The organism is Actinomadura livida, assembly GCF_014648675.1.
GTDB lineage: Bacteria > Actinomycetota > Actinomycetes > Streptosporangiales > Streptosporangiaceae > Spirillospora > Spirillospora livida.
In genome coordinates this window covers 412,658-434,332 of sequence record NZ_BMRO01000004.1, presented here as the reverse complement: position 1 = coordinate 434,332, position 21,675 = coordinate 412,658, and the positions used below count along the sequence as shown (strand labels likewise).

Sequence of the window (21,675 nt, the reverse complement as noted above, 5' to 3'; positions counted from 1 at the left end):
CTCGTCAGCTCCTTCCCAGCGTCCGCGACCACTCGGCGAGCAGCCGCGCCTTCCTCGGGCGCGGGGGGCCTCCCAGGACGTCGTACGCCTCGCGCTCCAGCGCGGCGAGCGCCGCCCGGCCGCCGGCGATGTAGCCCGCGACGGCGATCCGCGCGAAGCCGCGGAGCCGGCCGGTCAGCGCCTCGCCCTCGTCCAGCAGCCGCGCCGCCCGGCCCGCCTGGAGGGCGAGCACGCCCCGCAGCCGGGTCGGGGTGACGGCGGCGGCCAGGTCGTCCTCCGCGCACCCGAACCGGCGCAGGTCCTCGGCAGGCAGGTAGACGCGGCCGTTGCGGAGGTCCTCGCCTGCGTCCTGGCAGTGCTCGATGATCTGGAGCGCGCTGCAGACCCGGTCGGACAGCGCGATCCGGCCGGGGGTGGCGGCGCCGAACACGTGCAGGACGATGCGCCCGACCGGATCGGCGGACAGCGTGCAGTAGCCGAGCAGGTCGCCGAACGTCTCGTAGCGGGTGACGTCCTGGTCGCGGCGGTTGGCCTCCAGGAGGCGGCGGAAGGGGTCCGCCGGGATGGATCGGGCGGTGACCGTCCGGGCCAGGTCGCGCATCACCGGGAACTCCGGGCGGGCGCCCGCGTAGATCCGGTCGAGGTCGCGCTCGACCAGGTCGAGCAGCGCGGGCCGCTCGGCGGGCGGCGCCTCGTCGCCGATGTCGTCCACGAGCCGGGCGTAGCCGTACACGTTGAGCAGGTGCGCGCGGTACCGCGCCGGCAGCAGGCGCGTGGCGACGGGGAAGTTCTCCCCGGCCTGGAGTTCGTCCCGGGACCGGCGTTCCTCGGACCCATTCCACAAGCGCTCGCGGACGGACATGGCGTTCCTTCGACGGCGGCGGCGAGGAGGGCGTCAGTGATGCCCGGTAACCGGATGGCCGGCCGGTAAACACGGGCGTCGCGGGAGGCCCCTGTGCCGTACGTCCCCGGAGTGCCGTGCGATTCCTCCTGAATATCCATTATTTATGGATATAGGCCGGAAGTGGTCAGCCGGGAGTGCGTGATCGCCGATCCTGCCGCCCGTTCCGGTCGCCGGTTGGACTGGAACGGTCCGAAAAGGAAAGGCCGCTGGGAACGGCCTGCTCGAATGGCTCAGTAGGTGGCGAGGATGCCGGCCAGAATGCGCGGCGTGCGCTCGGGAGGGGACGCCTCGGTCACCAGGGTGTTGAAGACGTGCCAGTGCCGCTCGACCTCCTGCGGCCGGACGGGGTACACGCCGCTGTTCGCCCGCTCCAGGTACACCATGTCGGCCAGGCCCTGCTGCGGGAACCGGACGAGGGTGAGCGGCCCGTCGCCCGCGACGCGCCCGCAGATCCCGAACGGCGCGATCTGCACGGTGACGTTCGGCCGCCGGCACAGCTCGACGATGTGCCGGATCTGGGCCCGCATCGTCTCCGGGTCGCCGATCGGGCGCCACAGCGCCGCCTCGTCCAGCACCGCCCACAGGTTGAGCGGGCGCGGGCGGCGGCGCAGCACCCGCTGGCGCCGCATCCGGAACTCCACGCGCCGCTCGACCTCCGCCTCCGGGGCGACGCGCCGGATCAACGCGCGGGCGTAATCCTCCGTCTGCAGCAGGCCGGGGACGAACTGGGCCTCGAACGTGCGGACCAGCTTGGCCGCCTGCTCGGCGCTCAAGTAGGGCCGCACCCACGCCGGGACGATGTCGCCGTCCGCGTGCCACCAGGGGCGCGCGTTCGCCTGCTCGGCGAGGGCCAGCAGCGTGGCGCGCTCGTCGTCGTCCACGCCGTAGAGGGTGAGGAGTTCCGCGACGTCGCCGGGCTTGTATCCGGAGCGGCCGAGCTCGAGCCGGGAGATCTTGGAGCCGGAGCCGCCGATCGCCCGCGCCGCGTCCCGCCGGCCGATCCCCCGCGCCTCCCGCAGCGCGCGCAGGCGCCGGGCCAGGAGCGTCCGGGGGACGAGCGGGTCCCCCTGGGCGTCGATGGGACGTGTTCTGCCGGTACTCGTGACGGAGGCCAACGGGACTCCTCGTCGGGGGACAGGCGTGGCATCAAGGAACGGAGCGGACGAACGGCTCACTATACCTTCACTGATCGCATCGGCCGCGGAACGGTGTGCGACCTTCCGCGGAGGCTCCCGCGCGCCTCCCGCGGGCCGCGGCGAAGCGCCGCCGGGGCCCGCGGTGGCGTGGCGGTCACGCTGCGTCAGGGTTTGCGGGCCACCCCGCAGAGGGTGGGGAGCTCCTCGGCCTCGCCGCCGACCTCGGGGCGCCAGGCTCCGCTCGTCACCAGCCCCGGCTCCTCCATCTCCAGGCCGTCGAAGTAGCCGCGGATGAACTCCGGGCTGCGGAGCCGGAACGGGATGGCCCCGGTCTCGTCGTAGGCGCGCTGCGCGGCGTTGAACGCCTCGTTGGTGTCGGTGGAGTCGTGCAGGATCAGGTAGCTGCCGGACGCGAGCGGCTCCATCAGCCCGCGGACGACGCCGAGCGCCTCGCCCGGGTCGACGATGTGCCCCATGACGCCGATCAGCATCAGCCCGACCGGCTGCGACAGGTCGAGCAGCTCCGCCGCCTTCGCCATGATCGTCTTGGTGTCGTGCAGGTCGGAGTCGATGTAGGCGGTGCGGCCCTCGCCGGAGCCGGTCAGCAGCGCGCGGGCGTGCGCGAGGACGAGCGGGTCGTTGTCGACGTAGACGACCTTCGTGCCGGGTGCGGCGCGCTCGGCCATCTCATGCGTGTTGTCCATGGTGGGCAGGCCCGTCCCGCAGTCCATGAACTGGCGGACGCCGCGCTCGGCGGCGAGGAACCGGATCGCGCGGTCCATGAAGTAGCGGCCGGCGCGCGCGATCGGGACGATGCCCGGGTAGAGCGCGACGTACTGGTCGCCGGCGATCCGGTCGACCTCGTAGTTGTCGGTGCCGCCGAGCCAGTAGTTCCAGATCCGGGCCGACTGCGGAACGTCGGTGTTGATCTTCGTCTCCGCGCCATGGTCGGGGCCGTGGGGGGATTCCGTCATCGGGCCGGCGCTCCTTTCGGTGATGCGGCTCTGCACTCCGGGGCAAACGTAGACCGCCCTGGCGGGGGGTGACCAGAAATTGAAAATTCGGCCCTGACCGCTTTGCCATTGGGGACACCGGCGGATACGCAGGGTAGGTGCGGCACAGAGGGGAAAGTGGCACCGGTGACCACGGGTATCAGGGTGAAACTTCCGGATGCCGTATACGGGCCCCGTTGCACGTCCCGCCGGAATGATCACTTACGGACGCGCCAGTATGCCGTCACCGATTCCGCAGGAAGACCGCACCCGCCGCCGGGCGTTTCCCGGCCGACATTCCTGACATTCCACCCAGTTTGCCCGGAAAACCCGCGCGAACCGACATTCAGTTCGTCGGCCCCGCCCAGATCGCGATGGCCAGCGCCACCCGGTCCTCGAACTGGAGCGGGTTGCGGCCCGTGAGCGACTCGATCCGCGCCAGCCGGTGGCGGAGCGTGTTCGGGTGCAGGAACAGGGAGCGGGACGTGGCGCCGACCGCCCCTCCCATGGCGAGGAAGGTGCTGAGCGTCTCGACGAGGCTCGTCCCGTGCGCGTTGTCGTAATCCCGCAGCGGCCGGGCGATCTGCTCGGCGAACGGGGACACCTGGTCGGGGGTGAGGCGGCGCAGCAGGGCCGGGAAGGTCGCCAGGTCCGCGCCGCGGACGACGCCGCCGGTCCGGCGCGCGACCTCCAGGGCGGCGACGCTCTCGGCCAGCGACAGCGCCAGGTGCTCCAGGGGGCCGGGGCTGCCCACCCCGGCCGGTTCGGCCCAGACGTGCTCCTCGCTGCCGATGAGGATGGCCGTGTCGCCGTCCACCCCGAGGAGCCCCGGCAGGTCGTTCTCCGGGACGTCCATCGCGATCGCGAGCAGCGAGCCGTGGTCGAGCCCGGTCTCGTCGATCCGGGCGCGCAGCACCTCGGCGGAGGCGTGCCCCTCCCGGATCATGCGCAGCAGCCGCCCGGTCTCCTCGCGCTCGTGCCGCTCGTCGTGGGTGGAGGCGAGCCGCTCGGCGAACCACTCGGTGAAGCTGAGGAACGGGATCTCGGGCGGGACCGCCATGAGCGGCAGGCCGAGGCGCTCGCAGACCCGGCTCAGGGCCTCCGGGACGTCCTCGGTCACGTCGCCGACGCCGTAGCCGATCGCGCTGGCGCGGCTGGCCTTGACCGAGCCGGCGAACGCGACGCACGAGTCCGCGTCCCGCAGCGCCGCGCCGACCGTCAGGACGACCTCGTTGCCGCGCAGGTACGGGCCGGGCTCGAGCAGCTCGGTCGAGTGGGCCCAGCGGATCGGCCGGTCGAGGCCGCTCTCCCCCGCGACGAGGCGCAGCCGGAAGCGCGGCACCTCGAGGAGCTGCCGGACGGTGAGGCGCAGCACCGCGGGTTCGCTGGTCACAGCCTCAGCCTCTCATTCCGCCACGGCGGTGGCCCGTGATCATGACCGTGTTTTGGAGAAGGGCACGACAGCCGCGGCGTCCCGCAGTGCATTTGGCCAAGAAATCGCCATGTCCCTTGTCACCTGGGGTTATGGCGGGTTTGCCTGTTGTCTTCCCGACTGTGCGGAGGATCGATGCGGGAGCGAGTCGCACTCGTCACCGGAGCGGCGAGCGGGATCGGCGCCGCGATGGTGCGCGAGCTGGCCGGGCGCGGCTGGACGACGGCCGGGCTGGACCTCGCGCCGGCCGAGGACGCCCACCACTCCGTCGGGGTGGACGTGGCCGACCCGGCGCAGGTGAGTGCCTCAATCAGGCGGATCGAGCGCGAGCTGGGGCCGATCGAGGCGGCGCTGTGCGCTGCCGGGCACTACGCGCTCGTCCCGGTGTCCGACATCGACTGGGGCGAGTGGCGGCGGATGCTCCGCGTGCACCTGGGGGGCGTGGTGAACGTGTGCAAGGCCGTCGCGCCGGGGATGGTGGTGCGCGGCGAGGGGAGCATCGTCGCGGTCACGTCCGATCTGGCGATCGGCGGCGGGCACGCCGAGGCGCACTACGCGGCGGCCAAGGGCGCGGTGATCGGGCTCGTCCGGTCGCTGGCGGTGGAGCTGGCACCCGCCGGCGTGCGGGTCAACGGGCTGGCGCCCGGCCCGACCGACACGCCGCTGCTGTCGGCCAATTCGCCCTGGCGGCGGCCCTCCTACGTGCAGACCCTCCCGGCGGGGCGGCTGACGGCGCCCGAGGAGGTCGCGCTCGCCGCCGCCTTCCTGGTCGAGGACGCGACGTTCTGCACCGGGGAGATCCTCTCCCCCAACGCCGGGGCGGTGATCTAGATGCCCGTCGCACTGGTCACCGGCGCGGCCGGCGCGCTCGGCACCGCGATCGCCCGCCGGCTCACGGGCGACGGCCACCAGGTCGCGCTCAACGACCGTCCCGGCCGGGACGTGTCCGCGCTCGCCGCCGAGCTGGGCGGGGTGGCGGCGCCCGCGGACGTCTCCGACCCCGCCGCCGTCGAGGCGATGGTCGGGGACGTCGAGCGGCAGACCGGCGGGTACATCGGGATCCTCGTCGCCGGGGCGGCCCGGCTGACGGTGGCGCCGTTCGCCGAGCACGACCTGGACGACTGGTGGCGGATCATCGACGTCAACCTCGGCGGGACGTTCGCGTGCGCCCAGGCCGTCCTGCCCGGCATGGTCGAGCGCGGCGGCGGCCGGATGGTGCTGATCTCGTCCGAGTGGGGGCTGATCGGCTGGCCGGACGCGACGGCCTACTGCGCGTCCAAGGCCGGGGTGATCGCGCTGACCAAGTCGCTCGGCCGCGAGCTCGGACCGCTCGGCATCGCGGTGAACGCCGTCGCGCCGGGCGCCGTCGACACCCCCTTGCTGGAGGTGGACGCGGCCGCGGCCGGGGTCTCCGTCGCGAGGATCCGCTCCCAGTACGTCGGCCGGACCCCCCTCGGGCGCATCGCCTCGCCCGAGGAGGTCGCCGAGTCGGTCGCGTTCCTCGCCGACGCGCGGCTCCCGACCCTCCTGGGCCAGGTCCTGCACGTCAACGGCGGCACCACCAGGGCACGCGCGTGACCTTCCGGGGGTGAGGCCCTCCGCGCCCGGGGAGGGCGGCGGACGGCCGTGACGGGGCGTTCGCAAGTGACCGGCGATTTCGCCGATGTTCGCGGGGCGGGCGGCTGCTGACAATGACGGCGTCCTGGAGCCTCCCCCGGCTCCACCCCCGTTCGGGAGCCGCTCCCCCCGGCTCCCCGCGAACAGGAGCGAATCGACGTGCTATCCACCCCCAGGCTCGCTGCGAAGATGCTGTTCGCCGCGGCGCTGACCGCGGGCACCGTCGCCGTGCCGCAGGCCGCGCAGGCCGCCGACAACCCCTACGAGCGCGGACCGGACCCGACCGTGTCGAGCATCGAGGCCCTGCGCGGCCCGTTCTCGGTGTCGGAGGACCGCGTCTCGTCGCTGGTCGTCTCCGGCTTCGGCGGCGGGACGATCTACTACCCGCGCGAGACGTCGCAGGGCACGTTCGGCGCGGTCGCGGTCGCCCCCGGGTTCACCGCCGACCAGTCCAGCATGTCCTGGTACGGGCCGCGGCTCGCCTCGCAGGGCTTCGTCGTCTTCACCATCGACACCAACTCGCGCCTCGACCAGCCCGACAGCCGGGGCCGGCAGCTGCTGGCCGCGCTGGACTACCTCACCGAGCGCAGCGGCGTCCGGTCCCGGATCGACTCCTCGCGGCTCGCCGTGATGGGTCACTCGATGGGCGGCGGCGGATCGCTGGAGGCGTCCCTGTCGCGTCCGTCGCTCCAGGCGGCGATCCCGCTGACCCCGTGGAACACGCAGAAGAGCTTCAACAGCCGCGTCCCGACGCTGATCATCGGCGCCGAGAGCGACTCGGTCGCGTCGGTGCGCTCGCACGCCGAGCCGTTCTACGAGAGCATCCCGGCGGCGACGGAGAAGGCGTACCTGGAGCTCAACAACGCCAGCCACTTCGCGCCGAACACCTCGAACACCACGATCGCGAAGTACAGCATCTCCTGGCTGAAGCGGTTCGTGGACAACGACACCCGCTACGAGCAGTTCCTGTGCCCGGCACCCCGGGCCGGCGGTGACATCGAGGAGTACCGCGACACCTGCCCGCACTCCTAGGGCCCTACCGGACGGGCCGCCCGACGCCTCCCCGCGCGGGCGGCCCTCCGCCGTGCTCGGGGCCGGATCCGTGCAGGCGCAGCGCGCTCAGCGCGAGGGCCAGCTCGACCAGGTCGCCGGGGCGGGTCAGCGTCCGGCCGGTGAGCTGCTCGATCTTGCGGAGCCGGTTGAGCACGGTGTTGCGGTGGCAGAACAGCCGGTCCGCGGCGCGGGCGGCGGAGCCGTCGCACTCCAGCCAGGTGCCGAGGGTCGTCAGCAGGACCTCGCGGAACGCCGGGTCGACGTCCGCGAGGCCGCCGAGCGCCACGTGCCCGAGCCGCCCGGACAGCCGGGGCTGGGACAGCACGAGGGCGTCGGGGAGCCGGCGGTCCAGGCGCGCTATCTGGTTGCCGGGGCCGCGGCAGGTGCGCAGCGCCAGCTCGGCGAACCAGCGGGCGGTGCCCAGCTCGGCGAGGGAGTCGACGACGGGGCTGACACCGGCGTGCGAGCGGGCGTAGGGGCGGACGGCGGCGACCAGGTCGTCCAGTTCCGCGGTGCCGAGCGCGACGAGCGCCACCTGGGCGTCGGTGCGCAGCCGCCAGATGAAGCGCATCCCGGCCGTGTCGCCGGGGCGGCGTTCCACGCCGTCGCCGAAGCCGCTCTCCGCGCCGAGCATGACGACGGCGTAGCGGCCGGTGGCGGGCAGGCCGAGGACCGACGTGGCGGTGGACAGCAGGCCGCCGTCGGCGCCCTGGCCGTCCAGGAGCGCGTCGACGATCGCGTGGACGCGCTCCTCGCTGCGCCGCGCGAGCGCGAGCTCGGTGCTGTGGTAGGACGCGGCCGCGGCGCCGGACTGCTGGTCGATCGTGTCCCAGGTGCGGGTCGCCTGCCTGATCAGCGTCGCGACGCTCTCCGGGTCGTGCCGGTCGACGACCTCGACCACGGCCTCCCAGAAAACCTTCCCGGCGAGCCGGTAGGAGCGCAGGAGCTGGTCGAGCGGCTGGCCCTGGTGGGCGCGCCGCCGGCCGAGCCGCTGCGCCCATTCGAGGTCGGCCCGGCCGCGGCCGGGTTCCAGGATCGTCTCGAAGCCGTGCCCGAGCCCGGTATGGCACATCTCCCACACGTCGCGGGTGAACTCCTCGTCGCGGTGGGCGCCGTCCCCGGAAAGGATCTCGGCGGTGAGCCGGTCGGCGAGGTCGGGGAGCCGGTCGGTGAGGCGCAGCACGGCCTTGCGCATGATCTCGCGGTCGTTGGAGCGATCGGGGTTCACCCCGGCGGCCGCCGCGGGCCGTCCTCCCGTCATCGAGGGCCACCTCCAGCACAACGCGAAGGCCTCATGGTGCCATCAAGGGCGCGTTCCGGCCATCTCCGGACGTCCAGACTGTGCGGGTGCACAACGGGGACCCGTCCGGATTGCGCCGCGTCCCCGAACCAGAACGCCGCTCTAGACCCGTCCCGTGGACGCATGGTCATCTATGGGCCCGCTCCCTATTCGAGGACCCGTCCAACCAGAGGTTCATTGTAGAGGCTCGTTCTAGAGGTCTGTTCTAGCCGAGACCCGCTCGGTCAGGGTCGTTCCCGCAGAGGAGGACCGGCATGGCCCCTGAATCCCCGCCCCCACGGATCCACGGACGCGCTCGCGAACTCGGCGTCATCGGGACGCTGCTCGACCGGGCCCGCGACGGCCACGGCGGCGCGCTGGCGATCGTCGGCGACGCCGGCACCGGCCGGACCGCCCTGCTGGACGCGGCGGCGCGCCGGGCCGCACCCGGCTTCCGCGTCCTCGGCACCACCGGCGTCCGCCGGGAGGCGGCCGTCCCCTACGCCGGGCTGCACCGGCTGCTGCGGCCGCTGGCCGGGCTGTTCGCGGAGCTGCCCGCGGCGCACCGCGACGCGCTCGGCGCGGTCACCCGCGGCGGCCGCGGCGGCACCCCGTTCGTCCTGTACGCGGCGGTGTGCGAGCTGCTCAGCCGGGCCGCGGAGCACGGCCCCGTGCTCTGCCGGGCCGACGACGTCCAGTGGCTGGACCCGGTCTCGCTGGAGGCGCTGGCCTTCGCGGCGCGGCGCGTCCAGCACGACCGGATCGCGATGCTGTTCGCCGCCCGCGGCGGGCACGGCGACCCCGACGGCCTCGCCGGTATCCGGCGGCTGCACCTCCCGCCCCTCGACGAGGACGCGAGCCGCCGCGTCCTCCAGGACGCGCTCGGCGAGGCGATGGGCTGCGCGGTCCCGTACGCCGCGATCGGCGGCGACCTCGCCGAAGAGGTCATCGACCTGGCCTGCGGCCGCCCGCTGGCGATCCGCGACCTCGCCGCCGCGCTGACCCCCGGCCAGCTGTCCGGCACCGTGCCGCCGCCCCGCTCGCTCCCGGCGGGCAGCTCCCTGCGCTCCCTGAACCGCCACCGCTACCTGCGGCTTCCCCCGGGCGCGCGGCGGCTCGTCCTCATGGTGCTGGCGGACGAGTGGGTCAATGCCGCGACCGTGGCGCGGGCCACGCGGACCGGCGGCATCGGCCCGGCCGACCTCGACGCGGCCCGCGCGTCCGGCCTGCTGCGGTTCGAGGGCGACGCGGTGACCGTGCGCAACCGGCTCGTCCGGTCCTCGCTGTGGGCCGACGCGTCGCGGGAGGAGCGGCAGGAGGCGCACGCACTGCTCGCCGAGGTCCTCGTGCAGGAATGGCAGGCGCCGGCGCGGCTCTGGCACCGCGCGGCCGTCACCGGGGAGCCGGACCCGCGGATCGCGGACGGGCTCGCGGCGGCGGCGCGGGCGGCCCAGGAGGCCGGCCGGTACGCCGACTCGTGGCGGGTCTGGCAGCGCGCCGCCGCCCTCACCGGCGAGGACGGCGCACGGACCGACCGGCTGCTGTCCGCGGCCGGCGACGCCTGGGCCAGCGGCCGGTCCCGGCGGGCCCGGTCGCTGCTGCGGCAGGTCCGCCAGGTCGCGTGCGGCGAAGCGTGCGCCGCGCGCGCCGACGGGCTGCGCGGCGAGATCGAGGCGGCGGCCGGCTCCCCCGCGGCGGCCGTCCCCATGCTCCGGGACGCCGCCGAACGGCTCGCCCGGCACGACACCGAGGCCGCACTGGGCGCGCTGGCCTGGGCGGCGGAGGCCGCCGACGCGTCCGGTGACCACGGCGCCTACCTGGAGATCGCCGACCGGGCCGCGACGCTCCCCGGATCCGGTCCCGACGCCGCGCCGCGCTCCGCGCTGCTGCTCGCCCACCTCACCGGCACGGCCACCGCGATCCGCGGCCGCTACGCCGAGGCGGCGGAGCACCTCCGGCGGGCCGTGCTGCTCGGCGCCGAGGCCACCGACCCGGCCGCGCAGACGTGGGCGGCGCTGTCGGCGTTCATGCTCGGGGACGGCGCGGCCACCCGCTCCCTCGCCGACGCGGCCGTCGCGTCCGCCCGCCGGGCCGGAAACGCGCCCTTAGAGTCGTACGCGCTGATGGTCGCCGGGCGCTGCGAGGCGCTCCTCGGGCATCCGCCGGGTCCGATCGCCGCCTGCCACGACGGGCTGCGCCTCGCCCGCGCCGCCCAGCTGCACGCGCACACGGCCGAGCAGCTCGCCACGCTCGCGCTCACCGCCGCGTTCAACGGCGACGACGCCACCGCGCAGGGGCACCTGGACCGGCTCACCGGCCCCACCGGGGGCCGCGGCATCACCCGCGCCGCCGCCTTCGGCTCCTGGGCGCCCGCCGCTCTCGACCTCGCCGCCGACCGGCCCGCCGACGCGGCCGCGCGCCTCCGGCTGCCCGGCGGCGCCGGGCTGGCCCATCCGCCCGCGCGGCTGCTGGCCGTCCCGCACCTGGTCGAGGCGCTCGTGCACACCGGCCGGCGGGAGCAGGCCGCCGAGGCGTTCGAGCACTACCGGCGCTGGGCGGACGGGACGCCGCGCGCCCCGGGACGCACCGCGCTCGCCCGGCGCTGCCAGGCGCTGCTCGCCGCCCGCGACGCCGAGGCCGCGGAGCACTTCACCGAGGCGCTCCGCCTGCACGAGGCCGCCGGCGCCGTGTTCGACCTGGCCCGGACCGAGCTGCTGTTCGGGCACCGGCTCCGGCGCGGCCGCCGGCCGCGCGCCGCCCGCGAGCACCTCCGCGCCGCCCTGCGCATCTTCGAGCGCTACGACGCCGTCCCGTGGACGGCGCGGGCCCGCGCGGAGCTGCGCGCCGCCGGCGAGACGATCGCGCCCGCGGCCGCCGAAACGGCCCCGCCGCCCAGCAGGGCCGGAACGGACGGCGGGGCCGCGCCCGTCACCGCGGACGGCTTCGGGGAGCTGACCGCCCAGCAGGCGCACATCGCGCGGCTGGCCGCCGAAGGGGCCACCAACCGCGAGATCGCGGCGCGCCTGCTGCTCAGCCCGCGGACCATCGACCACCATCTCCGCAACGTCTTCACCCGGCTCGGGATCCGGTCGCGCGTCGAGCTGGCCCGGCTGATCCGCTGACCGCGGGATGCGGCCGTTCGGGTCGGCGCCACCCGCCCGTCAGCGGGCGGGCTCGTACTCCTCGGTCTCCTGCTCCTCGGCCTCGGGAGCGTCGTCCTTGCGGTCGCGGTCCTCGTCGTCCAGGGCCTCCTCGTGCGTCCGGACGACCTCGCTGTCGCGGATCTCGCCGCGCCAGCCCTCGACCTCGTCGGCGCGGGTCAGCGACTGCGTCATCACGAAGCGGCGGAAGTGCTTGAGCTCCAGCCGGACGCGGCGGCCCTGAGCGCGCCAGATGTTGCCGGTCCGCTCGAAGAAGCCCTGCGGGTGGTACTCCAGGACCAGCAGGACGCGGGTCAGGTTCGGGGACAGCTTGTGGAAGCTGACCGTCCCGTCCACGTGGCCCTTCGCCCCCTGCGAGCGCCACACGATGTGCTCGTCCGGGACCTGCTCGATGATCGTGGCCTCCCAGGTCCGCTTGGACCAGAAGATCTTGGCCTGCCAGTTCAGCTTGGTCTCGTCGGCCTGGTCGACGCTGATGACCTTCTTCATGAAGGACGGGTAGTCCTGGAACTGCGTCCACTGGTCGTAGACGAGGCGGCGGGGCGCACCGATGTCGATGTGCTCGACGATGTTGGTGACCTTCACCTTCTTGCCACCGCCGCCCTTGCCGCCGCCCTTGCCGTCCTTGTCCTCGCCGTCCTCGTCGTTCTTGCCGAGGCCCGGGACGGCGCCGCCGACGGTGTCCTTGATGCGGCCGAGCACGCCCTGCCCGTTCTTGTCGGACTGGTCCTCGGACTGCTCGGGGGCCTCGTCCTCGTCCCGGGACTTCTTGCTCTGGGCTTCCTTCTGCTCCGGCTCCTCCTGGTGGGAGGACTCCTGGTCGTCCTTGCGGCCGGTGAAGGCCCGGCTCGCGGCGACGGCCGCGCCGGCGCCGAGCAGGACGCCGCCGGCGGTGCCGACGGCCCGCCCGCCGGGCAGGCTCTTGACGATCCCCCCGCCGCCGCCCGGCAGGGCCTTGGTGATGCCGCTCAGGCCGGGCACCTTCTTGCGGCGGCCGCCCGGCAGCAGCTTGGTGACGCTTCCGACGGGCAGTGCGCCCATCCGGCTTCCACGTTTCATGGTCTCGCTTCTCTCACTAGGGGCTGGTGACGGTCTCGCCGTCCCGGATCTCGCCGCGCCAGCCCTCGATCTCGTCGGGGCGGGTCAGCGACTGCGTCATCACGTGACGGCGGAAATGCTTGAGCTCAAGGCGGGCACGGCGGCCCTGGGCGCGCCAGAGGTTGCCGGTCCGCTCGAAAAGGCCCTGCGGGTGGTACTCCATGACGAGCAGGACACGGGTCAGGTTCGGCGACAGCTCGTGGAAGGTGACCGACCCGTCCACGTGACCCTTCTGGCCCTTGGACCGCCACACGATGTGCCGGTCGGGGACCTGCTCGGTGATCGTCGACTCCCACGTCCGGCTGGACCAGAAGATCTTCGCCTTCCAGCTCAGCTTCTCGTCGGACTTCTGGTCGACGCTCTCCACCTTCTTCATGAAGGTCGGCCATTCCTGGAAGAGCGTCCACTGGTCGTAGACGAGCCGGCGCGGGGCGCCCACGTCGATCTGCTCGACGATGTTGGTCGGCTTCCCCCGCCCCCGCCCGAAGATGTTGGCGAGGGTCTCCTTCAGTGCGGTCCAGCCGAAGCTCAGCAGCGCCCGCACCGGGGACTTGCCCGCGGCGAGCGCCTTGGCTCCGGCCAGCGCGGCCTTGACGATCGGCCCGCCCTGCTCGGCCTTGGCCGTGAGGTCCCGCACGGTGCGTTCCAGCCGCCGTTCGAGCCGCTGGACGGCCCCGCCGAGCACCCGCCGGCCCAGCCGCCGGGCCGACAGCACGGCGAGGGCACCGCCCGCGCCGGCGGCCAGACCCGTCCGGAAGTTCATGTTCTGTTCCCACTTCGATAGTCCGCTCGTGTACGGCGCCGCATTACCCGGTCAAATCACGGCAAAACAGGCTGCAGGCCAGGACAAGGCCGGAATTCCCCGATCTGACGGCTCCCGGTGACACGGGTCACGGTTGACCTCAAGTCGACTTGAGGTCCTAGCGTGGCGGGCGTCCGGCGGTTCGGCACGGGGAGGAAGCAGCATGCAGGCAGAAGGCCAGGTCAGCGTCATCGGCCTCGGGGACATGGGGTCGGCGATCGCCAGGATGTTCGTCGGCCGCGGCTACGCCACGACCGTCTGGAACCGGACGGCGAGCAAGACCGCACCGCTGACCGAAGCCGGCGCCACCGCCGCCGCGACGCCCGCGGACGCGGTGGCGGCGAGCCCCCTCACCGTGCTCTGCCTCCTCGACGGCGCGGCGGTCGAGGAGGTGCTCGCCGCCCTGGACGGCGCGGTCGCGGGCAAGGTCCTGGTCAACGTGACGAGCTGCTCCCCCGCCCAGGCCAGGGCGAACGAACGCTGGGCCCACGAGCACGGGGCCGAGTACCTGGACGGCAAGGTCATGGGAGACCCGCCGTACATCGGGACGGCGAACATCATGCTGCCGTTCAGCGGCTCACACGACGTCTTCAAAGCGCACGAGGCGACACTGGCGGAACTGGGCCCGATCACCTACCACGGCGAGGACGCCGGATTCGCCGCAGTGGAATTCCTGGCCCAGGTGGCGGTCTCCTACGAACTGCTCATCGGCTTCCTGCACACGCTGAAGTTGGTGCAGGCAGAAGGGTTCGACGTGGCGGAGTTCGCCAAGCGGATAGCCGACTCCCTGACCGCCTACCCGCCATTGCTCACCACGATGGCGAACGCGGTGCAGAACGGCGACTACGCGCCCGACATGGGCCCGCTCAACGTCCAGGCCGCGCTCATGGACGACATGATCACCCACCGCGAGTCCCGCGGCGTGGAGGCCCTCCGGATGCGCGAGGTGAAGAAGCTCATGGACGCCCGGATCGCCGAAGGCCACGGCGACCAGGGCTTCTCCAGCCTCTTCGAGCTGCTGCCGGTCGCGAGGGATCAGCTGTCGTAGCCGAGGTGTTCTTCGGAGTCCAGGTGCCAACCGTCGCCCCGCTTGACCAGGACGAAGGCGACGCGCTCGAAAACGTCGTAATACCCGGCATCCGGAGCGTGCCCGTGATGAAACAAGGACGCCACGACCCGCGCCGAATCTGGCGTCTCGCTGACGACGGCCACCTCATCCAACTCGACCGTGTCGCCTGTCGCATCGGTTACTGGGTCGCGGTGCGCTTTGGCGTACTCGGCACAAAAGCCAGCAGGACTCCGGTAGAGCATCTGAACCTCTTGGGTGCGAGTTGCGGCCGGTTCGCATGAGCGTAACGACGTTGTCGCCGCCCGCGGAAGCCGCCGCGGCTCAAGGCCGGGGGGCGAAGGCGCTGAGGAATGTGCCGACCGCGGATTCGGCGATGGCCTTGCGTTCGAGGCGGGGGATGCGGCGGGTGCCGAAGCGTGACCGCGCCTCCAGCGGCCCGGTCAGCAGTGCCGTGAGGTGCTCGGCGGCCAACACCGGGTCGGAGATGTCGATGTCGCCTTCCAAGGCCAGTCGGGCGAGCCGGTCGGCAAGTGCTTGGGCGACCGGTTCGGCGACGCCGACCTGCGTCAGTTCCAGCAGATCGGGAAACTGCGGAGTCTCGGCGTACAGCAGGCGCCTTAGCGCCCAGGACTGCGGGTCGCAGTAGCAGTCGACGAGGCGCGTCCCGACGTTGGTCAGCGTGGCGGGCAGGTCGTCACCCGCCTTGGCCAGCAACGCCACCGCGGCCAGGTTGCGGGCCAGCGCCCGCTCGGACAGCGCGGCGATGGTCTCGCGGAACAGGTTCTCCTTGTCGCCGAAGTGGTTGTAGACGGTGGCCTTGGCGACTCCCGCCTCCGCGGCGATCTGGTCGACACGGGCCTGCGGGTAGCCCTCGCGCGCGAACACGGCGAACGCGGCGTCCAGGATGTCCTTCCGCTTGTCGATGCGGCCCCGGTCCAGCTGTGGGCTCATTTTCTCAGCATACCGGCCCGTTCACCGAACCAGACTCATCAGGCTAACGCGTTCCCAGGTCGAGACTATCCTCAAAGGACTGTTGGATTAGACTCGTGAGTCTACTTGGGGAGGATCTTTGAAGACCATCGTGATCACCGGGGGCACTGACGGCATCGGCAAGGGACTCGGCCTTCACTACCTGGGCCGCGGCGACCGGGTGATCGTCGTCGGCAGCGCCCCGGACAAGGGCCGCCGGTTCCTGGAGGAGGCCCGGGCCATCGGCTCGGGCGAGCGCGCCGCATACCTGCAGGCCGATCTGAGCCTGGTGGCCGAGAACCGGCGGGTCGTCGCCGAAATCACGCGGAGCCACCCGGTCGTGGACGCCCTGGTGCTGGCCGCGCGCTATTACCGCTCGACCCGCCGCGAGACCGCCGAGGGCATCGAGCACAACTTCGCGCTCTTCTACCTCAGCAGGTATCTGTTCGCCCACGGCCTGGCCGGCCGGCTGGAGGCGGCGGAGCGGCCCGTGATCCTCAACCTGGCCGGGCCGGGCGGTGACCTGTCGGCGATGAACTGGGACGACCTCCAGTTCACCCGCGACTACCGACCGGACCGGGTCATGGCGCAATGCGGCAAACTCAGCGACCTGGCCGGCGCCGAGTTCACCGCCGTACACCCCGGCACCCGGATCCGTTACGTCCTGGCGCATCCCGGCCTGACCGCCACCGGATTCACCGGTGACTACAACGAGGCCGACGCCGCGCTGGTCGCCGGGATGGACGACCGCGGCCAGCCGGTCGACGCCGCCGTTGACATGCTGCGACGCCACCTCGACGACCCCGACCCGGAACCGTTGAGCGCCTACATGCAGTACACGAAGATCGACGTGGGCGGCGCACCCTTCGACCCCGCCGCCGCGCGACGGTTGGCGGACATCACCCGGGCCATCCTTTCCGGGAGCGGCCAACCGGCGACCTGAGCGGGAGGCGCACCAGGCACGAGGTCTCCGGTGCCGTTCTAGCCCTCCACCAGCTTCGCCAGGTTGTCGAGCGCCATCCGCATGCCCAACTCGTTGTCGGACGGGGACACCGCGTCGGGCATTCCCTCCTGCACCATGGTGATCTCCGTCCCTCCGTCGAATTCGACGAGCGCGGTTGTCATCGTCACCTCGCCGCGCAGGAAGAATCGGCGCACACGCTCCTCCGCCTCAGGTTCCGCCACGGCGAGAACGTCCAACGCCCCGTCAAGGGACGACACGGAAAGACGAACGTGCCCGCTGACCCGCCAATCACCGTCGTCGCCCTTCGTGATCGACCATTCCGGAAAGATCCGCTGAAGGAACAACAGCAGCACCCCCTCGTTCACACGTACACCGGCTCGATCTCGGCCCAGACGACCTTGCCGCCCTCGCTCAGCGGCCGCGTCCCCCACCGCCGGACGAGCGCCTCCATGAGGAGCAGCCCCCGCCCGCTCTCCGCCGCGTAGTCGACGACCCCGACCACCGGCACCACCTCGGACCGATCCCACGCCTCCACCACGGGCACCCCGTCCTCCCTCCGGTAGACCCGCACGACGACGAGATCCCCTTCACGCGACCCATGGGTGATGGCATTCGTGGCCAGCTCGCTTATCACCGTCCGGGCAACGTAGTCCTCCAGCCCCCACGCCCCGAACACCAGACCGACGAATTCCCGCGCCTCCCTGACCGCCCCCAAGTCCGCCTTCACCACCATCGTCGCCGGTTCATTCACCTGGCCCACCTCACAGATTGTTGTGATGTGGTGACACAGTGCGCCCGCCGGCCTATCGTTGTCGCCAGCCCCTGCAAAACCTGGAAATTTGGCGATCTTGGAAACCCAGAGGACACGACGAACCAACCCCCCGATCCGCGGTCGAGCATGTGGGCATGGATGGCCCACCACCTGCGTTTTCAACGCATAGAGCGCGGACTCAGCGGCGATGCCGTCGCCAAGACTCTCCACTGTTCACGATCCACGATTTCCAGACTCGAGAGTGGCGAGTCCCGGCTGACCGACAAGCAGGCAGTCAAGCTGGACAAAGCATGGAGAACGGGTGGTTTCTTCACCTACGCCCTGTGGTACGCGCGACTCGCCCCCGACCCGCAGTGGCTCTCGAGCTACACCGAGTTCGAGGCACGCGCATCGCTCATCCAGATGTTCAGCGGCCAGCTCATCCCGGTCCTTTGCCAGACTCCCGAGTACGCGCGCGCACTCCTGCTGGCCGGACGCAACGCGGACGTTGAGGGTGATCTCGCGAAGCGCCTTGCGCGCCAGAAGATCCTCTCTCGACATGAACCACCGGAACTGTGGATCCTCATGACGGAGAACGTGCTGACGTGGCCCGTTGGGGGCACGGAAACCATGCTCGGCCAGTTGACCTACCTGAAAGAGCTGGCTGAACGGCCCAACGTAGTCCTGCGCATTGTGCCCCGAGGCTCAGGGGAGTCCGAGGCGCTAGACGGCTCTTTCAAAGTCATCACGGTGCGAGAAGGTGAAATAGGGTACATAGAGGCCCCCACCGGCGGACGCCTCGTGATGGACGCGGACGGCGCGCGGGCACTCCGCCGACGCTTCGAACGTATCGGGGCAAAGGCCGCGCCCGTAGACTCCACGGCAGGATTCATCGAGCGAGCGATGGAGGCTTTGAGTGAGCACTCCGGCATGGCGTAAGTCCAGCCGTTCCGCTGAAGGAACGTCCGGTCAGTGCGTGGAGGTGGCGCGGTTCCCCCAGGCAGTGGCCGTCCGAGACTCCAAGAACCCCGACGGCCCCAAACTCCTGCTCACCCCCGACGCCTTCCGCGCCGTCCTCAACGACCTCAAGCTTTGAGCCGTCCGGCCTGCGCCCATAGCGACGTCAACGTAGTGAGGCCGCAGCCATCGGCATGACGGCCGTGCCTCTACGCGCTGACCGCCAACGTCCCCTGGATTCGTTGACTTGCGGCGTGTTGTTGTTATGGAGAGCTCCATAACAACAACACGCCGCAAGTCAACGGGCTGGCGAGTCGGGGGACGGTCGTGGACCGCCACTAGAGTTCGGTGGCCGATCATGACGACGACGGGAAAGGGGTGGTATGTCCAACTCCTCGGCCGCGGCGGGCCGGACCGGTAAGCGGCGGAGCGCGGCGCGATCGGTAGGGATCTGGGGTGTGACCGGGCTCGTGTCGTACGGGCTTACGCTCACGCTGGTCAGTGACACCTTCTTCTGGTTCGCGATTCCGGGGGTCCTCGGGCTGCTCACCGTTGTGATCGTCGCGACGCAGGCGGTGCTGACGCGAGCGCCCGGGAGCGGTGATCTCCGGGTGTTGTTGAAGCGCTACGCCATGATCGTGCTGGTCTCGGCCGTGCTGGTGGCCGTGCCGCTGGTGGTGGACGTCCGCTACGCCTACCCGCTGATCGGCGTGGGGATGATGGCTTTCCTCGTCGCCGGAAAGCTCCTGGTCGAGCAGAGACGCAGCGCCTGATGCCGGGCTAGGGTTTCGGCGTGCTGGTGGGACGGGACCGGGAGAGGGAACGGGTCGCCGGGCTGCTCGAGGGCGCCCGGGGCGGGCGCAGCGGGACGGTGGTGATCCGGGGCGAGGCGGGCATCGGCAAGACCGCGCTGCTCGACCAGATCGCGTCGGACGCCGGGGACATGGGGCTCGTCCGCGGTGCGGGCATCGAGGCCGAGACCGAGCTGGCGTTCAGCGGGCTGCACCTGATGCTGCACCCCTACGGCGACCGGTTCGCCGGGCTGCCGGCGCAGCAGGCGGCGGCGCTGCGGTCGGCGTTCGGCCTCGCCGAGGGACCGGCCGGGGACCGCTTCCTGATCGGCGCCGCCACCCTCACCCTGCTGTCCGAACTGGCGTCGGACCGTCCGCTGCTCTGCCTGGTCGACGACGCGCAGTGGCTCGACGGCGCCTCGCTGGACGCGCTGCTGTTCGCCGCCCGCAGGCTGGGCGCCGACCCGATCTCGATGATCTTCACGGTGCGGGACACGGCACGTCCTTTCCCCGACCACGGCCTCGACGTCCTGCGGCTGGCCGGGCTGGACCGCGCCGCCGCCCGGGAGCTGGTGGCCGCGCACGCGCCCGCCCTGACCGTCCCGGTGCGGGAGCGGCTCCTGGACGAGGCGGCCGGGAACCCGCTCGCCCTGATCGAGCTGGCGAACGCCCTCGGGTCGGAGCCGGCCCGGCACGCCGGGCCGCTGCCGGTCGGCGGCCGGGTGCAGGAGACCTTCCGCCGCCAGCTCGCCGCGCTGCCGGACACCGCCCGGCGGCTGCTCCTGGTGGTCGCCGCCGACGGGACCGGCGACCTCGGCGTCGTCCTGCGCGCCGCGAAGGCGCTGGGCCTGGGCCCGGCCGATCTGGAGCCCGCGGAGGAGGCCGGGCTCGTCGTCCTCGACGGCGCGGACGTGCGGTTCCGCCATCCGCTCATCCGCGCCGTGACGTACCAGGACGCCGCACATCACCGTCGCCTCGCCGTCCACGACGCCCTGGCCGGGGCCCTCGGCGGCGACGAGCACGCCGACCGCCGCGCCTGGCACCTGGCCGCCGCGGCCACCGGCCCGGACGAGGGCGCCGCGGCCGAGCTGGAGCGGGCCGCGGAGCGCGCCGGGCGGCGCGGCGGGACGGCCGCCGTCGCCGCCGCCTACGAGCGCGCGGCGCGGCTCAGCACCGACCCGGAGGGCAAGGCGCGGCGGCTCGTCCACGCCGCGCGGGCCGCCTACGACGCCGGCCGGCCGGACCACGCCACCCGCCTCGCCGCCGAGGCCGCGCACCACACGCGGGAGGACGCGGTCATCGCCGAGGCCGCGTTCATCCGCGCCCAGGTCGCCTACGAGCGCGTCTCGCCGGCCGCAGACGCCGAACTCGCGCTGGAGGGCGCGGGCCTCATCGCCGGGAGCGACCCCGAGCAGGCGGTGTCGATGCTGACCGAGGCCGTGTGGTCGGCGCGGGACGCCGGTGCGCACGATCTCGTGCGGCGGAGCGTCGAGCTGCTCAGGACGGTGCGGCTCCCGCCGGGCTCGGCGAAGGCCCCGGTGACCGGCGGCCTGATCGCCTACGGGCGGCTGATCGAAGGCGCGCCCGACGCCGTCCCGCCGATACGCGCGCTGGTCCAGGCCGCGCTCGCCGGGAAGGTCGAGGACTTCGTCGAACGCGTCATCGCCGGCTACGTGGGGCTCCTCGTCGCCGAGGACCGCGCCGCGACGACTCTGCTGGAGCGCATGGCGGCGGACGTCAGGGCCGAGGGCGCGATCGGCTGGCTCCCGTACGTCCTGGAGCCCCTCGCGATCGGGCGGCTCCTGCTCGGCGACCTGCACGGCGCGGATTCGGCCGCGGCCGAGGGCATCTCCCTCGCCGCCGACATCGGCATGGACATGCAGGTCACGGCGCTGAGATGCGTCGCCGTCCGACTGGAGTCGGACCCGGACCGCACCCGGACCGAGGGGCCCGGCGTCCTCCGGCACGCCGAGCTGCATCCGGCGAACGCCGCGCTGGCCGCCTGGGGCCTCGGGCTCCTCGATCTGGCCGGCGGCCATGCCGACGCCGCCCTGGTGCACCTGGACGCGGTGTGCTCGGGTCCCGCCCGCCGCGATCTGCTGATCCGCGCGATTCCCGACCACGCGGAGGCCGCCGTCCGGGCCGGGCGCCCCGAACTCGCCCGCGTCCACCTGCCCGCGTACGAGGCGTGGGCGGCGGCGACGTCGCGCACCGCCATGGTGTCGCGCTGCCGCGCGCTCCTCGCCGGCGGGAACGATGCGGACGAGCACTACCGGACCGCGCTCAGCCTGCACGGCGACCACGCCTACGACGCCGCGCGGACCCGTCTCCTCTACGGCGAATGGCTGCGCCGGAGACGCCGCCGCACCGAGGCCCGCACGGAACTGGCCGCCGCCGAGGACGCCTTCACCCGGGTCGGCGCCACCGCCTGGGCCGAGCGCGCCCGCACCGAACTGGAGGTGCTCGGCGACCGTCCCGCCGCCCGCGCCGGGGACTCCGACCCCATGAAACGGCTCACCCCGCAGGAGATGCAGGTCGTGCGGCTCGCCGCCGCGGGCCTCAGCAACCGCGAGATCGCGGCGCAGCTCTACTTGAGCCCCCGCACGGTCGGCCACCACCTCTACAAGGCGTATCCGAAGCTCGGTGTGACCCGCCGCGCGGAACTGGCCCGCCTGGTGCCGGTCACCTGACCCGGGGCCC

At 72.7% G+C, this 21,675-nt stretch carries 21 protein-coding genes; 10 read left to right on the top strand and 11 right to left on the bottom strand.

Annotation, left to right across the window (positions count from 1 at the left end):
- Positions 1-4: 4 nt before the first annotated feature.
- The 4 genes from hpnC to IEZ03_RS11705 form a co-directional block, all read right to left on the bottom strand.
- Positions 5-862 carry a squalene synthase HpnC gene (hpnC, locus tag IEZ03_RS11720; protein ID WP_184888330.1) on the bottom strand — a complete coding sequence of 286 codons (858 nt, stop codon included), beginning with the start codon at positions 860-862 and terminating at the stop codon, positions 5-7.
- A 272-nt stretch (positions 863-1,134) separates the two neighbouring features.
- Positions 1,135-2,019 (bottom strand): helix-turn-helix domain-containing protein, encoded by an 885-nt coding sequence (locus IEZ03_RS11715; RefSeq protein ID WP_184888332.1) that lies wholly within the window; start codon positions 2,017-2,019, stop codon positions 1,135-1,137.
- A 185-nt stretch (positions 2,020-2,204) separates the two neighbouring features.
- On the bottom strand, positions 2,205-3,014 hold the full coding sequence (locus tag IEZ03_RS11710) for an SAM-dependent methyltransferase (RefSeq protein ID WP_184888333.1): 810 nt from the start codon (positions 3,012-3,014) through the stop codon (positions 2,205-2,207).
- 364 nt (positions 3,015-3,378) lie between these two features.
- Positions 3,379-4,425: a PucR family transcriptional regulator gene (locus IEZ03_RS11705; protein ID WP_184888336.1), complete on the bottom strand. Its 1,047-nt coding sequence runs from the start codon at positions 4,423-4,425 to the stop codon at positions 3,379-3,381.
- A 174-nt stretch (positions 4,426-4,599) separates the two neighbouring features.
- Between IEZ03_RS11705 and IEZ03_RS11700 the strand changes: the two genes are divergently transcribed.
- The 3 genes from IEZ03_RS11700 (at position 4,600) to bdeA (ending at position 7,113) form a co-directional block, all read left to right on the top strand.
- A complete protein-coding gene (locus IEZ03_RS11700; RefSeq protein ID WP_184888338.1) occupies positions 4,600-5,295 on the top strand; it encodes an SDR family NAD(P)-dependent oxidoreductase in 696 nt (231 codons plus the stop codon).
- On the top strand, positions 5,296-6,042 hold the full coding sequence (locus tag IEZ03_RS11695) for an SDR family NAD(P)-dependent oxidoreductase (protein WP_184888340.1): 747 nt from the start codon (positions 5,296-5,298) through the stop codon (positions 6,040-6,042). It begins immediately after the preceding gene.
- Positions 6,043-6,270: 228 nt separating this feature from the next.
- Positions 6,271-7,113: a bis(hydroxyethyl) terephthalate hydrolase gene (gene bdeA, locus IEZ03_RS11690; protein ID WP_221481692.1), complete on the top strand. Its 843-nt coding sequence runs from the start codon at positions 6,271-6,273 to the stop codon at positions 7,111-7,113.
- Between the two features lie 4 nt (positions 7,114-7,117).
- Here bdeA and IEZ03_RS11685 read toward each other — a convergent pair whose 3' ends face one another.
- Positions 7,118-8,395 (bottom strand): PucR family transcriptional regulator, encoded by a 1,278-nt coding sequence (locus tag IEZ03_RS11685; RefSeq protein WP_184888344.1) that lies wholly within the window; start codon positions 8,393-8,395, stop codon positions 7,118-7,120.
- Positions 8,396-8,688: 293 nt separating this feature from the next.
- Between IEZ03_RS11685 and IEZ03_RS11680 the strand changes: the two genes are divergently transcribed.
- A complete protein-coding gene (locus IEZ03_RS11680; protein ID WP_184888346.1) occupies positions 8,689-11,535 on the top strand; it encodes a helix-turn-helix transcriptional regulator in 2,847 nt (948 codons plus the stop codon).
- Positions 11,536-11,574: 39 nt separating this feature from the next.
- On the opposite strand, the gene IEZ03_RS11675 is transcribed toward IEZ03_RS11680, so the two are convergent.
- Both IEZ03_RS11675 and IEZ03_RS11670 read right to left on the bottom strand, forming a co-directional pair.
- Positions 11,575-12,633, bottom strand: a complete 1,059-nt coding sequence (locus IEZ03_RS11675; RefSeq protein ID WP_229808221.1) for an SRPBCC family protein — start codon at positions 12,631-12,633, stop codon at positions 11,575-11,577.
- A gap of 16 nt (positions 12,634-12,649) precedes the next feature.
- On the bottom strand, positions 12,650-13,435 hold the full coding sequence (locus IEZ03_RS11670; RefSeq protein ID WP_229808220.1) for an SRPBCC family protein: 786 nt from the start codon (positions 13,433-13,435) through the stop codon (positions 12,650-12,652).
- A gap of 202 nt (positions 13,436-13,637) precedes the next feature.
- On the opposite strand from IEZ03_RS11670, the gene IEZ03_RS11665 reads away from it, so the two are divergent.
- Positions 13,638-14,522 (top strand): NAD(P)-dependent oxidoreductase, encoded by an 885-nt coding sequence (locus tag IEZ03_RS11665; protein WP_184888348.1) that lies wholly within the window; start codon positions 13,638-13,640, stop codon positions 14,520-14,522.
- Here the strand turns inward: IEZ03_RS11665 and IEZ03_RS11660 are convergent.
- Together IEZ03_RS11660 and IEZ03_RS11655 are read right to left on the bottom strand one after the other, a co-directional pair.
- Complete coding sequence (locus tag IEZ03_RS11660; RefSeq protein WP_184888350.1) at positions 14,510-14,785, bottom strand: hypothetical protein; 276 nt, start codon at positions 14,783-14,785, stop codon at positions 14,510-14,512. The genes IEZ03_RS11665 and IEZ03_RS11660 overlap by 13 nt on opposite strands.
- 79 nt (positions 14,786-14,864) lie before the next feature.
- A complete protein-coding gene (locus IEZ03_RS11655) occupies positions 14,865-15,494 on the bottom strand; it encodes a TetR/AcrR family transcriptional regulator (protein WP_184888352.1) in 630 nt (209 codons plus the stop codon).
- A 118-nt stretch (positions 15,495-15,612) separates the two neighbouring features.
- Between IEZ03_RS11655 and IEZ03_RS11650 the strand changes: the two genes are divergently transcribed.
- Positions 15,613-16,455, top strand: coding sequence for an SDR family NAD(P)-dependent oxidoreductase (locus tag IEZ03_RS11650; protein ID WP_184888354.1), 843 nt, complete (start codon positions 15,613-15,615; stop codon positions 16,453-16,455).
- Positions 16,456-16,493: 38 nt separating this feature from the next.
- Here the strand turns inward: IEZ03_RS11650 and IEZ03_RS11645 are convergent, their stop codons facing one another.
- Both IEZ03_RS11645 and IEZ03_RS11640 read right to left on the bottom strand, forming a co-directional pair.
- A complete protein-coding gene (locus IEZ03_RS11645; RefSeq protein ID WP_184888356.1) occupies positions 16,494-16,841 on the bottom strand; it encodes an SRPBCC domain-containing protein in 348 nt (115 codons plus the stop codon).
- Entirely contained in the window at positions 16,838-17,227 is a 390-nt protein-coding gene (locus tag IEZ03_RS11640; RefSeq protein WP_184888359.1) for an ATP-binding protein, read from the bottom strand. Before IEZ03_RS11640 ends, IEZ03_RS11645 begins: the two co-directional genes overlap by 4 nt.
- A 159-nt stretch (positions 17,228-17,386) precedes the next feature.
- Here IEZ03_RS11640 and IEZ03_RS11635 point away from each other — a divergent pair, with 159 nt between their 5' ends.
- The 4 genes from IEZ03_RS11635 to IEZ03_RS11620 all read left to right on the top strand — a co-directional run bounded on the left by IEZ03_RS11635 (position 17,387) and on the right by IEZ03_RS11620 (position 21,665).
- Positions 17,387-18,166, top strand: a complete 780-nt coding sequence (locus tag IEZ03_RS11635) for a helix-turn-helix domain-containing protein (protein WP_184888361.1) — start codon at positions 17,387-17,389, stop codon at positions 18,164-18,166.
- A 37-nt stretch (positions 18,167-18,203) separates the two neighbouring features.
- A complete protein-coding gene (locus IEZ03_RS11630; RefSeq protein WP_308427960.1) occupies positions 18,204-18,323 on the top strand; it encodes a DUF397 domain-containing protein in 120 nt (39 codons plus the stop codon).
- 319 nt (positions 18,324-18,642) lie between these two features.
- On the top strand, positions 18,643-18,957 hold the full coding sequence (locus IEZ03_RS11625) for a hypothetical protein (RefSeq protein WP_184888365.1): 315 nt from the start codon (positions 18,643-18,645) through the stop codon (positions 18,955-18,957).
- A gap of 20 nt (positions 18,958-18,977) precedes the next feature.
- Positions 18,978-21,665, top strand: a complete 2,688-nt coding sequence (locus IEZ03_RS11620) for an ATP-binding protein (RefSeq protein WP_184888367.1) — start codon at positions 18,978-18,980, stop codon at positions 21,663-21,665.
- The last annotated feature ends 10 nt before the right edge of the window (positions 21,666-21,675 follow it).

Bases quoted from the DNA above. Each gene is read 5' to 3' on its own strand.
- IEZ03_RS11670 (WP_229808220.1), bottom strand. From the start codon at position 13,435: ATGAACTTCCGGACGGGTCTGGCCGCCGGCGCGGGCGGTGCCCTCGCC.
- IEZ03_RS11710 (WP_184888333.1), bottom strand. From the start codon at position 3,014: ATGACGGAATCCCCCCACGGCCCCGACCATGGCGCGGAGACGAAGATC.
- IEZ03_RS11695 (WP_184888340.1), top strand. From the start codon at position 5,296: ATGCCCGTCGCACTGGTCACCGGCGCGGCCGGCGCGCTCGGCACCGCG.
- IEZ03_RS11680 (WP_184888346.1), top strand. From the start codon at position 8,689: ATGGCCCCTGAATCCCCGCCCCCACGGATCCACGGACGCGCTCGCGAA.
- hpnC (WP_184888330.1), bottom strand. From the start codon at position 862: ATGTCCGTCCGCGAGCGCTTGTGGAATGGGTCCGAGGAACGCCGGTCC.
- IEZ03_RS11700 (WP_184888338.1), top strand. From the start codon at position 4,600: ATGCGGGAGCGAGTCGCACTCGTCACCGGAGCGGCGAGCGGGATCGGC.
- IEZ03_RS11675 (WP_229808221.1), bottom strand. From the start codon at position 12,633: ATGAAACGTGGAAGCCGGATGGGCGCACTGCCCGTCGGAAGCGTCACC.
- IEZ03_RS11685 (WP_184888344.1), bottom strand. From the start codon at position 8,395: ATGACGGGAGGACGGCCCGCGGCGGCCGCCGGGGTGAACCCCGATCGC.
- IEZ03_RS11635 (WP_184888361.1), top strand. From the start codon at position 17,387: ATGGCCCACCACCTGCGTTTTCAACGCATAGAGCGCGGACTCAGCGGC.
- IEZ03_RS11655 (WP_184888352.1), bottom strand. From the start codon at position 15,494: ATGAGCCCACAGCTGGACCGGGGCCGCATCGACAAGCGGAAGGACATC.
- bdeA (WP_221481692.1), top strand. From the start codon at position 6,271: ATGCTGTTCGCCGCGGCGCTGACCGCGGGCACCGTCGCCGTGCCGCAG.
- IEZ03_RS11660 (WP_184888350.1), bottom strand. From the start codon at position 14,785: ATGCTCTACCGGAGTCCTGCTGGCTTTTGTGCCGAGTACGCCAAAGCG.
- IEZ03_RS11665 (WP_184888348.1), top strand. From the start codon at position 13,638: ATGCAGGCAGAAGGCCAGGTCAGCGTCATCGGCCTCGGGGACATGGGG.